Origin of the sequence: Sorangium sp. So ce1335, assembly GCF_051521615.1 — a bacterium.
Taxonomy (GTDB): Bacteria; Myxococcota_A; Polyangia; order Polyangiales; family Polyangiaceae; genus Sorangium.
In genome coordinates this window covers 2763220-2779089 of record NZ_CP150363.1, presented here as the reverse complement: position 1 = coordinate 2779089, position 15870 = coordinate 2763220, and the positions used below count along the sequence as shown (strand labels likewise).

8 protein-coding genes and 1 pseudogene are annotated in these 15870 nt (G+C 70.4%); 5 read left to right on the top strand and 4 right to left on the bottom strand.

What is annotated here, in order from left to right; translation table 11 throughout:
• Position 1: 1 nt before the first annotated feature.
• The 3 genes from gcvT (at position 2) to gcvPA (ending at position 3051) form a co-directional block, all read left to right on the top strand.
• On the top strand, positions 2-1123 hold the full coding sequence (gene gcvT / locus WMF24_RS10335) for a glycine cleavage system aminomethyltransferase GcvT (RefSeq protein ID WP_437736213.1): 1122 nt from the start codon (positions 2-4) through the stop codon (positions 1121-1123).
• Positions 1124-1216: 93 nt separating this feature from the next.
• Positions 1217-1618, top strand: a complete 402-nt coding sequence (gcvH, locus tag WMF24_RS10330; protein ID WP_437736212.1) for a glycine cleavage system protein GcvH — start codon at positions 1217-1219, stop codon at positions 1616-1618.
• A 68-nt stretch (positions 1619-1686) separates the two neighbouring features.
• Positions 1687-3051: an aminomethyl-transferring glycine dehydrogenase subunit GcvPA gene (gene gcvPA / locus WMF24_RS10325; RefSeq protein ID WP_437736211.1), complete on the top strand. Its 1365-nt coding sequence runs from the start codon at positions 1687-1689 to the stop codon at positions 3049-3051.
• A gap of 900 nt (positions 3052-3951) precedes the next feature.
• On the opposite strand, the pseudogene WMF24_RS10320 reads toward gcvPA, so the two are convergent.
• Positions 3952-4068: pseudogene (locus WMF24_RS10320) on the bottom strand (adenylosuccinate synthetase); the annotation flags it as partial.
• A 237-nt stretch (positions 4069-4305) separates the two neighbouring features.
• On the opposite strand from WMF24_RS10320, the gene WMF24_RS10315 reads away from it, so the two are divergent.
• Together WMF24_RS10315 and WMF24_RS10310 are read left to right on the top strand one after the other, a co-directional pair.
• On the top strand, positions 4306-11199 hold the full coding sequence (locus WMF24_RS10315; protein WP_437736210.1) for a DNRLRE domain-containing protein: 6894 nt from the start codon (positions 4306-4308) through the stop codon (positions 11197-11199).
• An 8-nt stretch (positions 11200-11207) separates the two neighbouring features.
• Entirely contained in the window at positions 11208-11597 is a 390-nt protein-coding gene (locus tag WMF24_RS10310; protein ID WP_437736209.1) for a hypothetical protein, read from the top strand.
• A 580-nt stretch (positions 11598-12177) separates the two neighbouring features.
• On the opposite strand, the gene WMF24_RS10305 is transcribed toward WMF24_RS10310, so the two are convergent.
• The 3 genes from WMF24_RS10305 to WMF24_RS10295 form a co-directional block, all read right to left on the bottom strand.
• Positions 12178-12741, bottom strand: a complete 564-nt coding sequence (locus WMF24_RS10305; RefSeq protein WP_437736208.1) for a hypothetical protein — start codon at positions 12739-12741, stop codon at positions 12178-12180.
• Between the two features lie 115 nt (positions 12742-12856).
• On the bottom strand, positions 12857-13630 hold the full coding sequence (locus tag WMF24_RS10300; protein ID WP_437736207.1) for an esterase/lipase family protein: 774 nt from the start codon (positions 13628-13630) through the stop codon (positions 12857-12859).
• A 147-nt stretch (positions 13631-13777) separates the two neighbouring features.
• A complete protein-coding gene (locus tag WMF24_RS10295; protein ID WP_437736206.1) occupies positions 13778-15817 on the bottom strand; it encodes a hypothetical protein in 2040 nt (679 codons plus the stop codon).
• Positions 15818-15870: the final 53 nt, after the last annotated feature.

Here is a 15870-nt window from a genome sequence, read left to right as displayed (position 1 = left end):
CGTGTCGACAAAGCCGCTCCCCACCGCTCCGCTCCGCAGGACCCCGCTCTACGACGAGCACATCAAGCTCGGCGGCCGCATGGTCCCGTTCGCCGGCTGGGAAATGCCGGTGCAGTACAAAGGGGTGACCGAGGAGCACCGCGCCGTGCGCACCGCCGCCGGGCTCTTCGACGTCTCGCACATGGGCGAGATGATCCTGAGCGGCGAGCACGCCGGGCAGGTCGTCGACTACCTCGTCACGAACGACGTCAAGAAGCTGGAGGACGGCCACGCGCTCTACACGTGCGCGTGCAACGACGCCGGCACGATCCTCGACGATCTCATCGTGTACCGGATCGACGCGCGCCAGTGGCTCATCGTCTGCAACGCGTCGAACCGCGACAAGATCTCTGCCCACTTCCGCAGCGCGGCGCAGGGCCATTGCAGCTTCGAGGACGCCTCGGACCGCACCGCGATGATGGCGCTCCAGGGGCCGAAGGCGCTCGACATCGCCGCGCTCGCGGGCGGTGACGGCGCGGCGCTGCGCGAGCTGCCGTCGTTCCACTTCCGCGACGCGACGCTCGCGGGCGTCCGCTGCACCGTGGCGCGCACGGGCTACACCGGCGAGGACGGCATCGAGATCTTCTGCTCTCCGTCCGACGCGCAGCGGCTCTGGCGCGCGCTCGTCGATCTCGGCAGCCCGCTCGGCCTCGAGGCGACGGGCCTCGGCGCGCGCGACACGCTCCGCCTGGAGGCGCGCCTGTCGCTCTACGGCAACGACATCGACGAGACGACGAACCCGATCGAGGCGGGCCTCGGCTGGGTGGTGAAGCTCGACAAGGGCGATTTCGTCGGGCGCGCCGCGCTCCAGCGCGTCAAGGACGAGGGGCCGTCGCGCAAGCTGATCGGCTTCGAGATGGTGGGGCGCGGCATCGCGCGCCACGGCTACCCGCTGCTCGACGCCGGCGGCGCGAAGGTCGGCGTCTGCACGAGCGGCAGCCCGGGGCCGACCGTCGGCAAGAGCATCGGGCTCGGCTATCTGCCGGTGTCGATGGCCGCCGTCGGGACCACGTTCCAGGTCGACTGCCGCGGGCGCTCGGTCGAGGCGGTCGTGGTCAAGACCCCATTCTACAAGCGAGCCTGATCCGCAGAGAGGCTCGGCGGGCGCGCGCTCGGGCGGCGCCGGCGGCCGAACAACGCGACCGACACCCACGTCGGCAAAGGGAGAAGAAGTCACATGGCGAGCGATGATGTCCGAACGGACCGGCGGTACACGAAGGACCACGAGTGGGCCAAGCAGGAGAACGACCAGGTCGTGATCGGGATCACGGCCTTCGCGGTCGATCAGCTCGGCGACATCACGCTGGTCAACCTCGACGTGAAGCCTGGCGACACGATCACCGCGGGCAAGGCCTTCGGCACGATCGAGAGCGTCAAGACGCTGAGCGACCTGTTCGCGCCGGTGAGCGGCAAGGTCGCGCGCGTGAACGCGGACCTCGAGAGCCGCCCGGAGCTCGTGAACGAGGACTGCTACGGCAAGGCCTGGATGATCGAGGTCACGGTCTCGGACCAGGGCGAGCTCGGCGCGCTCCTGGAGCCCGCCGCGTACGCTGAGCTCCTGAAGACCGCGGCGCACTGAGCGCCGCGCGCCTCCGCGTCACTCTTCGACGTCACTCTTCCGCATCACCCTTCCCGCTGCACAAGACCATGCGTTACCTGCCCCACACGCCCGAGGAAATCAGCGAGATGCTGCAGGCCGTCGGCCTGTCGTCGCTCGAGGAGCTCTACAGCGCGATCCCGAAGGAGGCGCGCCTCGCGCGCCCGCTCTCGATGGATCCGCCCCTCGACGAGGCCTCGCTGATGCGGCACCTCGAGGAGCTCGCGCAGAAGAACCGCGCCGGGCGGATGCTCTCGTTCCTGGGAGCCGGCGCCTACGAGCACCACTTCCCGCCGGCGGCCGATCAGCTCCTGCTCCGCAGCGAGTTCTACACCGCCTACACGCCGTACCAGCCCGAGGTCTCCCAGGGCACGCTCCAGGTGATCTTCGAGTTCCAGACGATCGTGAGCGAGATCCTGGGGCTGCCGGTCGCCAACGCGTCGATGTACGACGGCGCGAGCGCGCTCGCGGAGGCGGTGCTGATGGCGCGCCGGCTCACGGGGCGCGAGCGCACGGTGCTGTCCGGGGGCGTGCACCCGGACTACGTCGGCACGGTCGAGACGTACGTGCACGGCATCGGGACGGGCAAGGCGTCGCTGGTCCGCGCCGACGTCGGGCGCGACGGGACGGCGGACGTCGACGCGCTGACGCAGGCGATCGACGAGACGACGGCGTGCGTGGTGGTCGGCTACCCGAATTTCTTCGGGGTCGTCGGCGACATCCGGAAGGTGGCCGAGGTGTGCCACCAGAAGGGCGCGCTGCTGATCACGGTCACGCTGGATCCGTACGCGCTCGCGCTCCTCGAGTCGCCCGGGGCGCTCGGCGCGGACATCGCGGTGGCGGAGGGGCAGCCGCTCGGGCTGCCGCCGCAGTACGGCGGGCCGAACGTCGGGCTGTTCGCGTGCAGGAACGACCGCAAGTACCTGCAGCAGGTGCCCGGCAGGCTCGTGGGCGAGACGGTCGACAAGCACGGGACGCGCGGGTACGTGCTGACCTTGGCGACGCGCGAGCAGCACATCCGCCGCGAGCGCGCGACGAGCAACATCTGCACGAACAGCGGGCTGTGCGCGACGGCGGTCACGATGCGCATGTGCATGCTGGGCAAGCGCGGGTTCGTCGAGGCGGCGAGGCAGTGCCTGGCGAAGGCGGAGCACCTGAAGAAGGAGATCGCGCGGCTCGACGGGTACTCGCTGCCGATGGCGGCGCCGACGTTCCACGAGTTCGTCGTCAAGGTCCGCGGCGGGGATGCCGGGAAGCTCACGCGGGCGCTGGCCGAGCAGGGGATCATCCCGGGGCTCGATCTCGGGCGGATCGACCGGCGGCGGAGCGACGAGCTCCTCGTGGCCGTGACCGAGCGGCACAGCCGCGCGGACCTCGATCAGCTCGTGAAGGCGCTCGCGGGGTTCTCGGGCTGAAGCGGAGGGGTCCCGAGGCGAGCGCGGGCGGCGGCGGGGCCCGGTAAGCCGGGAGCGTGTGCCGAGCTGCCCGGCCCCCGGGGAGTGTGTTCGTCGCGCGGCGCGGGGCCCCGTCGGTCGAGCGGCGTCTTCACGGACACGACGGCGGCAGGGCCCACCTGCGCGGTGAGGTCGCCGAACACGAATTTCTCCTGAGCCGGTCGGCGCCGCTGGAGCGCCGCGCGGATGAGCCGCAAGCGCGGCTCGTCCCACGGGTCCAGCTCGGCGATCGCCTTCCCGACCTCGGCGTCCTCGACGCGCGTCGGGCTCGCCGATGCCGACCCTGGAGGCGCGGTGGAGAAGGTCCCTCCCTCCCTGTGATCCTCGCCGGTGTAGCCGCGCTCCCGGAGGAGCGCGCGGCTCTGCTGGTTCTTGCCTGCCGCCGACAGGAGCTTGAGCGCGCGGCCCGGCTCCTCCGCCAGGACCTGCCGACTCGAGGCTTCGCCGTCGATCTCGATCTCTGAGATTGACTCGACCTCACGGACGGGAGGCGAGCACGGAGCGCGCACAGGCCTGGTATTGCTCGCAGCAGAAGAACTTGGCGCAGGCGACGCGCCTATCGTCCGCCGCCGCCAGAGCGCACGACGTGACCCCCTGGGGTCTTTACTTGGGCGGCTTGGAGTTCAGCGGAGCCATCGAGTCGCCGCCATTCGCGCACGTCGTATCGACGATATTCTGGTCTTGAGGTGTCAGCCTCAGGTTCGCATCTTTGTTCGGCCGCTGTCTCATGAGAGGTCGAGAGAAACGCGAGAGCGATCGCCTGCCTGGAGCGCGCCGTCGCCAGGGTTCTGGCGAGGAACCCCGATGCCCGGAGCCCGGCCCTGGGGGAGATCCGTGGCTCGATCAAACAGATCGAGGATTGATCTCCGACATGCCCACAAGCACGTCGAGCCTCGTGAGCACGATTCCGTCGAGGCGGTCCACACGCGCCGCGTAGCGCAGCGCCAGCAGGTCCAGCCGCCCGTGGATACGGCATCGAGACAACTGGATTCGCTTCGCATGACGAATCGCGGAGCTCACTTTTTTGTTGAATGCAGAACACCCCGAGCGTTATGTAAGGTGCCCTTCCTAACACGGTCGGCCTGCTACGGGCGTCCGCGAAAAACTCAGTGACGAGGCACAGGGGGGACGACGCCTCGTTGGGGCGTTGCGGTGGAATGCGTCCATTTTCCTCCGCGACGCTCTGCCGCGCTCTCTTTCATAAGGAGTTCTTGGGTGAGACATCAGGATCCATCATTCCTTCGCGAGCTTGGACTCTCCAGGCTCTCACGCGCGCCTTGGCGGAAATACTACCTGCTGATGGGAGGCGTCCTCTTCAGCGCTATCGCGACCGGCGCCTCCTGCAGCTCGAACGCTCCGGACGAGGAGCTGAACGGCCAGGCGAAGCTCGCCCTGGAGGCCGACCCGACCTGCGTCACCATCCAGCGCGGGACAGCCGGCGCGGTCGAGGACGTGACGATCTGGGAGAATTTACCGACCTGGAATGACAACACGGTGTCCCTCCGGACGGGCACCCTGGGCGCGTTCGGCCTGCGGCACGCCGTCCTCAAGTTCGATCTCTCGCCGGTGCCCGCTGGAGCAACGGTCGTCTCTGCGACCCTGCGCATGCGCCAGATCTACCGGGATGACGTCAGCACCAGCACCATCAACATTCACCGGGTCACCGCGGCGTGGTCCGAGTCGACGGCCACCTGGTCGAGCCTGGGGAACGGCAGCGTCTTCGACCCGGCCATCGCGTCGTCCTTCCAGTCGCTCCCCGGCGCGGGGATGCGATCGGCGGACTTGACCTCGCTCACCGCGGCATGGCTCGCGGAGTCTGTCCCGAACCACGGCATCCTGCTGGAGGAAGCGCCGGTCCTCACGACCGAGTTCCGCAGCAGCGAGGAGCCGCAGATTGCCGAGCGACCGAGCCTGGAGGTCTGTTACACGGAGTCGTCGAGCTGCACCGGCACGCTCGACGATGGCGACGCGTGCACGACCGATACCTGCGATCCGGTGCTGGGTATTCTGCATACGCCCGTCTCGACCGATGACGGCGAGCCGAGCACGATCGACACCTGCGACCCGGCGACCGGCACGGTGACGCACGTGGCCTGTCCGGCGCTGGACCCGACCGTGGCCACGCGGGTCATCGACGCCGTGGGCTGCATCTATCAGGGGCCGAACGCGCCGCAGACGGGCGTGACCGCGACGTTCGCCCCTGCCTCGGTCGCGGTCGTCAAGGGCAAGGTCGCGACACGGGCGGGCGCTCCGATCTCGGGCGTGAAGGTGAGCGTGCTGCACCACGACGCCGGCGACGCGGAGAGCTACGGGCAGGTCCTGACGCGCGCGGACGGAGCGTTCGAGCTGGTCGTGCGGGGAGGCCAGCCGCTCACGATGAAATACGAGAAGGCCGGCTATCTGCCGGTGCAGCGGCAGGTGGGCACCCAGTGGCAGCGCTGGTCCACGGCGCCCGATGTGGTGCTGATCGAGAGCGATCCGGTGGTGACGCCCGTCGCGCTCGGCAGCACCGCCGTGGCGCAGGTCGCGCGCGGGAGCGTCCAGACAGATGACAGCGGCACGCGCCAGGCGACGTTGCTCTTCCCTTCGGGCACGACGGGGACGATGACCGTGCCGGATCCGAACGGCCCGCCAGGAGCGACGACGACCGTGGCGCTGCCGGCGGAGGTGCACGTGCGCGCGACCGAATACACGGTCGGTCCAAACGGCCCCGAGGCGATGCCGGGAACGCTGCCGCCGACCACCGGGTACACCTACGCGGTGGAGCTCGGGCTGGACGAGGCGGTCGCCGCGGGGGCGACGAAGGTCGAGTTCAACCAGCCCATTCCGTTCTATGTCGAGAACTTCCTCGATTTCCCGGTCGGGATGAACGTGCCGCTCGGCTATTACGACGCCGAGAAAGGGGCGTGGGTGCCGGCGGACGACGGGCGCGTCATCGAGATCCTCGCCGTGAGCGGCGGGGTAGCGTCGGTAGACATCGACGGTGACGGCGTGGCTGACGACACGAGCGAGCTCGACGCGCTCGGGATCAGCGCTGAGGAGCTCGGACAGCTCGGCGCGCACTACGCTGCGGGGACGAGTCTCTGGCGGTCTCTTGTGACGCACTTCACCCCGTGGGACTGCAACTGGCCGTTCGGCCCCGGCCCTGGCGCCGGACCGCCCCCGATCGGCCCTGGCGGCGGCTCCGGCAGCGGCAGCGGCAGCGGCAGCGGCTCCGGCAGCGGCAGCGGCTCCGGCAGCGGCTCCGGCAGCGGCAGCGGCTCCGGCAGCGGCGGCTCCGGCGGCAGCGGCGGCTCCGGCGGCAGCGGCGGCTCCGGCGGCAGCGGCGGCTCCGGCGGCAGCGGCGGCTCCGGCGGCAGCGGCGGCTCCGGCGGCTCGGAGCCGGACGACCCGAGCGTCGAGTGTGGCTCCATCATCGAATGCGAGACGCAGACGCTCGGAGAGCGGTTGCCCATCACCGGGACGCCGTTCAGCCTTCATTACAAGAGCGATCGGAGCGCGGGACTCAACCAGCAGCTCTATCGCCTCGCGATCCCGCTGACGACATCGTCCGTGCCTCCCAGCCTCGAGCGCATCGAACTGAAGGTCACCGTGGCGGGGAGGACGTTCGATCTGAGCGTCGATTGTCCCTGCTCGCCGGACCAGGAGTACACGTTCGCGTGGGACGGCAAAGATGCGCTCGGGCGCGAGGTCCCCGGAGCGCAACCGGTCACGGTGGACATCAAGTACGTTTACCCTGCCTTCTACTATGTGCCCGTCTCGCAGGGCACCAACTCGACCGGATCAGGCGGCGGTGGCTCGGGCGGCGGCAGCCGTCCCCGGTCCTTCGCGGTTCCTTCCAACGTGATGATCACGGGGAGCCTCGCGCGGGAGGAGGTCTCCCTGGGCCGACGCTGGGAGAGCACGCTCGGAGCCTGGCTCAACGGCACGCCTGCGCTCGGTGGCTTCAGTCTGAGCTCTCACCACGTCTTCGATCCGAACACGTCCACGGTCTACCTCGGCGACGGCTCGCGCCGAACCGGCCGGAACATGGCCACCATGCTCCGGCGCGTCGCCGGCGCTCCGGTTCCTCCAGCAAGCAGCTCCAGCGCAGAGGGAGTCCGCGCCGAATCGGTGCCTATTAGCTCCCCTCCAGGACTTGTGGTCGGGCCGGACGGAAGCATCTATTATTCCGAGACGAGTCCCAGCCGCATCCGGAAGATCACGCCTGACGGGCTCGTGTTCACGATCGCAGGCGTCAACGGCCAATTCGGATACAACGGCGATAACCAGCCCGCCACACAGGCGCGCTTGTTCTTCCCTGAAGAGCTCGCGATCGGGCCCGACGGCAGCATCTACCTGATGGACTGGGGCAACCTCCGCATCCGGAAGATCAGTCCCGACGGAATGATCACCACCGTTGCGGGCAATGGTGCCACGGGTAGCACGAGCACGCTGGTGCCCGACGGCGCGCTCGCCACCTCCGGTCCGCTCGATAGCGCCGTCGGCATCTCTGGCATGGCCGTATCCAACGACGGCAGCCTGTACGTGGCTTTCTATACGAAAATCCGCAAGGTGGCACCTGACGGGATCATCACGACGGTCGCAGGTACATGGGACAGCTCGCCTGTCAGCAATAACGGCGACGGTGGGCCCGCCCTCCAGGCTAGATTCGCTGGGATCCAAAGCATCGCCCTCGGGCCGGATGGGTCCATCTACATCTCGGATGGATCTGGAGCATCGGTGCCGGGCAGGCGGATCCGGCGGATCGATCGCAGCGGAATCATCAGCACGATCGCGGGCAACGGCGGGACGAACATATCGAACGACGGCGTGAACGCGATCTCCGCCCCGATCGGTGATCCCGGCGCCTTGGCGGTTGGACCGGACGGCAGTGTGTATTTCGCCCCGTCCGTTAGCTCGTCAGCCCCGCCCAAGCTCATCCGCCAGATCACGCCTGCCGGGATCCTCACCACCGTCGTTGGCAACCGAGCTCCTCTTCCTGCAGGATGCTTCGCCTCGCCTTGCGGTCTCGATGGGCCATCGACCGCGGCCTGGCTCCGGACTCCAATAGGCTTGGCCGTTGCACCGGATGGCAGCCTGGTGTTCGCCGACAGCGGCGGCGCTAATGACTTCATCGGCCGCATCGACATGGCGCTTCCGGGCATCAAGGCGGCCTACTTCGCCATCGCGAGCGACGATGGGACCGAGGTGTACGTTTTCGACCAGCAGGGAAGGCATCTCGCTACCCGTGACGCGCTCCTCGGCACCGTACGCTATGAATTCGGCTATGACGCCGCGGGGCGGTTGAGCACGATCACCGATGTCGACCAGCAGGTCACGACGATCCAGCGCGACGGATACGGCTACCCGACGGCCATCCTCGCGCCGACTGAGCAGAGCACCTCGCTCACCCTCGACGCCGAGGACTACCTCTGGAAGGTCACGAATCCGGCGAACGAGACGACGACGCTCTTGTATTACCCGAACAGCGGTCTGCTCCAGTCCCTCGAGGACCCACTCGGCCGGCTGCACGAGTTCGAGTTCAACGCACAAGGACGCCTCATCAAGGACGAGGATCCAGCGGGCGGCTACAAGCAACTCACCCGGACCGAGACCCCCAACGGCCACCGTGTGACGATCACGACGGCGATGGGGTTGACGCGTCGGTATGAGGTTGCGACGCTGCCGGACGGAACCAAGCAACGCATCCGCACCGGATCGGACGGGCTCTCCACCGTGGAGCAGATCAGCACGAGCGGAGCCAGGACGGTCACGGTACCGGACGGCACCGTGGTCTCCGTCGAGGTGGTGGGAGACCCGCGCTTCGGTATGCAGGCGCCCTACCAGAACCGGCAGACGCTCACCACGCCTCTCGGGAGGATGAGGCAGGTCACCAGGGAGCGCTCGGTTACGCTGTCGGACCCGAGCGATGCGCTGAGTGTGTCCATGCTCACCGACACGACCACGATCAACGGGCGTCAGTTCACGCGGGCCTTCAACAAGACCACGAACACGATCGTGTCCACGTCGCCGTTGGGGCGACGCGAGACGACGACCTTGAACGCCCAGGGACGGGTCAGCCGCATCGAGCTGCCCGGGATCTTGCCGGTCAACCTGACGTATCATCCCGATGGGCGGCCCCACACTTGGTCCCAGGGGACCAGGACTTGGACGTTGACGCACGACGACGACGGCTGGCTGGCGAGCGTGACGGATCCGCTGCTCCACACCGAATCGTTCATCCGCGATCCTGCGGGACGGGCGACACAGACGACAAGGGCCGACGATGAGATCGTCGGGGTGAGCTACCACGCGGACGGCCGTGTCCACACGATCACGCCCCCGGGCAGGCCGGCGCACACGTTCAACTATACCCCTGCCGCTCTGCTGGAAGAGTACCTGCCCCCCGCCGCCGGAAGTGCTTCCGGGGCGACATCCTGGTCGTACGACCTGGATGGTCAGATGACGGGCTCGACCCGGGCGGGCGAAGCCTCCGCCATCTACACGCGGGATCCTGTCACGGGACGGCGCAGCCAGGTGACGATGCCCCTCGGCCTGGGGACGATCGGTTATGGCTACCATCCGACGACCGGCAATCTGGAGACCATCACGGGGCCGTCCGGCCTCACGCTGGGCCTCAGCTACGATGGCGCGCTCCTGACCACCCGGACGTGGACCGGCCCTGCCTTCGGGAGCGGCTCCGGCACGGTGCACTGGACTTACAACCATGAGCTCCGCGTCAACAGCGAGACGGTCAACGGCGGCGCCGCCGTGAGCTTTGTTTACGACAACGATGGCTTCCTCAGCCAGGCCGGCGGCCTCACGGTGCGCCGGCACCCGCAGAACGGCCTGTACACCGGGAGCACCGCAGGCGTCATCATCGACACCGTGACGCCGGACGCCTACGGCGCCGTCCAGGCGTACGTGGCGCAGGCGGGCGGCTCAGCCATCTACGAGGTGAGCTATACGCCGGACGCTCTCGGGCGCATCGATCTGCGGACGGAGACGATCCTCGGGGAGACCCACTCGTACGACTACGAGTACGACCAGGTTGGCCGGCTGACCGACGTGATTCGAGACGGCGTGCTCGTCGCGCACTACGACTACGATGTGAACGGCAACCGGCTCGCGCGCACGTCGCCAGCAGGGACAGAGGGCGGCACCTACGACGACCAGGACCGGCTCCTGACGTACGGGACCAAGACGTACGGGACGAGCCCCGCGGGCGATCGGACCAGCGTCACCGACACGGTGACGGGAGCAACGACGACCCTCACGTACGATGCCGGCGGCAGCCTGCGGTTCGCCGAGCTGCCGGACGGCACCGAGATCACCTACCTCGTCGACGGCGAGGGCCATCGCATCTGGAAGCAGAGGGACGGCGTCGCCGTCCAGGGCTTCCTCTACCGGAACGACCTCCAGCCGGCAGCGGAGCTCGACGGCAGCGGCAACGTCGTGGCGCGCTTCGTCTACGGCAGAGACAGCAACGTGCCGGATCTCATGATCAAGGGAGGCTCGACCTACCGCATCCTGACCGATCACCTCGGCAGCCCGCGGCTGGTCGTGAGCACCGCGACGGGCGCCGTGGTGCAGCGGATGGATTTCGACGAGTTCGGCCGCGTGCTCCTCGACACCAATCCGGGCTTCACGCCGTTCGGGTTCGCCGGTGGGCTCTACGACCGCGACACGGGGCTCGTGCGCCTCGGGTCCAGGGATTACGATGCGGAGACGGGGAGGTGGACCGGGAAGGACCCGATCCGGTTCGGCGGCAGGGACAACAACCTCTATGCCTACGCGAGCAACGATCCGGTCAACTGGACCGACGCCACCGGTCGCTCGAAGTTCGACAAGCTGTACGGGCTACCGAAGAAGTTCTGGAACTGGTACCACAGGCAGGTCAAACGCGGTGGCGACGCGGATCTCAGCAAGGAGGAGGCGGAAGATCTCTACAGGGAATGGAAGGAGCTCGGCGAGCCTGGTCCGGACAGGAAGAAGTCCGGCGGCAGGGGTGACGGCGACGGCGGTCTCGGCGATCTCGGCGACCTCTTCGACTGGCTGATCCCGTTCCCGCCCGTGCCGATCTGCCTGCTCAATCCTGCATCGTGCGGATGCCCGCTGGAAGCCTAGGTGCCATCATGACCACGGTCGTGCTCAGGATTCAGGATGAACATCTCGATGTGGATCAGTGCCTGACGTGGATTCCAGAGACCGCGCTCGAGAAGGTCTGGCGCGCGGGCGAAAGGCGACACGGCGGCAAGATCAGCACGACATCCGGATGCAACATCCTCCTGTCCGAGAACGAGGACACGTCGCTCGCCGTCGAAGAGGCGATGCGGGTGTTTCTCTCGCTTGCGCCACGGATTGCCGCCCTGGTGCAGTCCGGGGCGACGGCAGTGGTCGACTTCGCGCTGTTCGTCGACGAGATGGGCGCCAGAACCATCCAGCTCGATCCGGGCGTGCTGCGCTCGGTAGGACAGCACGGCGTGAGCATCGTGGTCAGCGCGTATCCCTGCGACGACCCATGAAGACCCTCCGACGCGCCTTGCCTGGGCGCGCGCCCGCCAGCCCGGCGCCGTGATGCGCCGGCCGCTGCCATCCAGTTCACACCGCTGAGCCCCCAGGGAATCGACCCGTCTGCCGCCGCGCCCGTGACGTGACGCGGCGGCGGTCGTCGCTCCTCCTAGTACAGCGTTCCCGAAGTTCGTAGCTGGATCGACGACGTGCCGGCCCGTCCACGATCCCGGTCGGCCGGGCTCGTGAACGGATCATGTCGCAGCCGAGCTCGCGATGGATCTGCGCGTTGCTCCAGCCCTCGCCAGCCAGGAGCGCGATCCTGACGCGCCGCGCATCGCGCCGGGACGCCTTCGGCGAGCGCGCGGTGCGCTGCGGTTTCTGACGCAGCGCCGCCGGCAGAATGACGGATTTTGCGCGAGCTCGGGGCACCTACGCGCGTGGGACTTGCCCCGCTCGGAGGGCGCGGATGTCTGACCGGATGAAGATGGGAAGATGAAGGTGAAGGTCGAGCCAGTTTGAGCGTGCCATGTCGCACGAGCGAGGTCGCAGTTGCGCGCCGGCCACGCACCCGTGTGGCGGCGCGCGCGCCCTTCAGCGCGACGCGACGTCCCGGCGATCCTGCGCGGGGGACGGGTTCGGCCACACCGGCAGGAGCGACTGGCGGTACACGGTGAGGCGCAGCAGGTCGATGCCCGCGATGGCGCCGAACGACACGGCGTCGTCGGTGCCGTAGCTGCCCTGGAGCGACAGGCTGATGCCGAGCGGCCCCCCCAGCGTGAGCGCGCCGGCCACGCCGGTGGAGCCCGGGCCCCAGAACCGATGGTAACCGCCCACGTCAACGGCCAGCCCCAGCGGGCCGGCCTGGAAGCCGCGCGTGGCGACCCGCGCGAGCAGCGCTAGATCGATGCCGCTGTCGAGGAGCGGGGTCGCGCGCACGAGGCCGCCGACGATGACCGGCGCGTCGGGCGTGGTGCCGACGCCGACGTCGAGCGACAGCGCGCCGTCGACGACGAGGTCGCTGTCGCCCTGCTTCCAGCCGACAGCGCCGGCGCCGACGAAGGACCAGGCGGAGGCGTCCGCGCGCGAAGGCGATGACCAGGCAAGCGGGGCGAGCAAACCCCCGAGGGCGACGAGAAGGGCGATCGGCGAGCGCACGCGGAGCGAGCTACCACGAAGCGCCGAGCGGCGATAGGCCAGCGGGCGGTCAGCGAGCGGCCAGCGCGCGTCAGAGCGCGGTGACCGCGCCGTCAGCGCGCCGTCAGCGCGCCCGTCACCGCACGGTGCCCCGCCGCTCGACGATCCGCCGCGCCACGAGGGTCGCCACCTCCGGGTCGAAGAGGAGCGTGTTGTGCCCGCGCGCCTCCATCACGCGGACCTCGCCGCCAGGCAGCGCGTGCGCGATGGGCGAGCGGACCAGCGTGTCGGCGCCGGCGATGATCGACAGGTGCGGGATGCTCGACCGCGCCGTCCCGAGGAGGACGCGCCGGAGCACCGGGCTCGACGCGTCGAGATCGCGCGCGCCGCCGAAGCCGAGCAGCGCCGCGCGCGGGATGCCGCCGAACGGGCTCGCCATCGAGATGGTCTGCACGATCCGCGGATCGCCGACCTCCTGCGCATAGAAGCGGCACACGATGCCGCCCATGCTGTGGCCGACGAGGTGCAGGCGCACGCCGTCCGGGAGCGCCGAGACGAGGGCCGCGAGGCGCGCCGACAGCACCTCGACGCCAGGCCCGGGCGCATACGACATCGTCGCGGTGTGGACCGACGACGCCGGAGGCTCGGCCCGCGCCGAGCCCGGCCGGCCAGGCGATCGCGGCGCGCGCGACGCGGCGGCATGACGCTCGATCGCCGTCCGCAGCGGCCGGAGGACGCCGGCCGACGCGAAGAGCCCGTGCAGGATGATCACGACGTCATCGCCGTCGCGCGCCCCGGCAGGGACCACCGGCGCGAGGGTGTCGTACGGCAAGAGGACCGCCTGCCTCGCAAACGAGGCGACCTCCCTGCTCGTCGCCGCGAAGGCCGCCGTACGCAACCACTTCACCACGTGGTGGGTCTTACCATGGTTCCGTCGCGCAGCGCCCCGACGCGCTCCCGACGCGGTGTGTCGCGGGCAGCCCGGTGCGCGCAGGGCGCGACGCGGACGTGGGCCCCGCGGCGCCGGCCGCCGCCGGGCGCCACGCCCGCCGGCCGATCACGGGCGCAGCAGCCAGACGTGGAAGCTGCGGAACGTCCCCTGAAGCGCGCGGATCCGGACGAGATCCCCCGGCGCGACGTCGCGCAGCGGCACCCGGATCTCGGACCAGCGGTCCGCCGGGCGCTCGGGCACCTCGACGCGCGCCTCGTCTCCGGCCGGCCGCCCGACGGCCACGCCGATCGCGACCGGACCGCCGCCGTCGGTGCGCAGCGCGAGCACGGCAGGGCCGCGGGCGACCGCGCCGATCGCGAACGACTGCTCGCGCCCCTCCGGGATGAGCCTGCCCGCGTCGAACCGCGGCGCGCCGCCGGCGCCGTCGTCCCGCAGCACGGCGCCGACGACCCAGCCGCCGCGCGGCGACGGGAAGACGTAGCGGTGCGCCCGCTCGTCGACGAGGTCGGCGATGTCCACCTCGTCGATGGCACCGCCGCGGCGCTCCCCGGGCGGGGCGAGCGCCGACCAGTCCGCCTCGTAGATCACCTTCTCGTCCGCGGCGCACATCACGTTGTCCTCGATCTTCACCGCGTCGACGCGCCGGCCGAAGACGTCCGCGAGGCCGCCCCACCACGACGGGTACAGGGCGAAGACGTCGGGGCGCTCGGCGGCGTCGAGCCGCTCGATGAGCTCGACGACGGCAGGCACGCCGTGCACCGAGGCCCGCGCGAAGGGCATCCCCCGGTAGCCGCCGAGCCCGAGCCCGTCGATGGCCGGGATGCCCGACAGGTACGGGATCGCGCCCGCGTCGCCGAGGAGCACCCGCCGCGGCGCCCCGCGTTGGCGCGCGCGCGCGCCGAGCCGCCGCGCGACCTCGACGTGCTGCCCGGCGATGTTCGCCGAGGCGCGGGCGAAATGGTCGATCTGCCGCCCGAACCACGCGGACGGCGCGGCGAGCGCCGCGAGCGCGAGCGCCGCGGCGACGCCCGCCGCGAGCCGGCCACGCCGCGCCAGCGCCTCGGTCCCGAGGGCCGCGGCGACGAGCAGCATCGCGAGCGCCGGGGCGGCGTAGCGGAGGTTCTGGTAGCGCGCCGTCGTGTTGAGCGCGACGAGCAGCAGCGAGCCGTAGGCGCCGATGAGGAGCGGCACGGCGAGCCGCCGCGAGCGCCGGTCGAGCGCCGCGACGAGGCCGAGCAGCGGCAGGAGGAACGCGAAGGACGGGCCGCCGAGCGCGCTCTCCAGCGCCTGCACCCGCAGCGCGGCGAGGTTCTTGACGACCTCCACCGCCTTCTCGAGCGGCGTGGGGTACGGGTTCGCGAGGATGAGCTTGCGCACGGCCCCCGCGGCGCCCCACTCGCCCGTGTACGCCCGGTTCGCGGCGGCGTGCGCGCCGAGCAGCAGCGCCGTCGGCAGCGACGCGCGCGCGAGCGCCGCGGCCGCGCCGAGCGACCCCGCGGCGTGGGCCACCGCGACGGCGAGCGGCGCCGCGAGCGCGACGGCCTCGGGGCGCGTCGCGACGAGCAGCGCGGCGAAGAGCCCCGCGCGGCGCTGCTCGGCCGGGCGCCGCGACGGCGGGGCGAGCTCCGCGCGCCGCACCGCGACGAGCGCGCGGCCCAGCACGGCGCCGAGCAGCGCGACCTCCATGCCGGAGAACCAGCTCCAGTCGAGCAGCGGCACCGCGACGACGAAGAGCGGCGCGACCCACGCCACCCAGCGCGAGGACGCGGCGCCGGGGCCGCGCGGCTCGAGGAGCCGCCGGAGCGAGCGGCAGAGGTCGAGGAGCGCGGCGCACGCGAGCAGCGCGGCGAAGAGGCCGAGCCAGGCGCCGCGGAAGCCGAGCAGGTACCCGGGCGCGAGGACGAGCGGGTACGTCAGGCTGGTGCCGCCCGACGAGTAGCCGTTGCCCGGGATCCACGAGAGCGGGTGGCCCAGGGCCGCGGCGCGGGCGAACCCGAAGTGGATGTAGACGTCGTCGAGCGGCGCCGGCCAGACGCCGCCCGTCCTGGCCAGCGCGGGGCCGTAGAAGGCCGCGGCGGCGCCGAGGACCGGGAGCGCGGCGGTCGCGTGCCACAAGAGCAGCCTGGTCCGCGGCGGGCGCCTCACGGCCCGGGCGGTACCACGAAGGGGGCCGGGACGGCGCGCGGATTCTGGTTAGA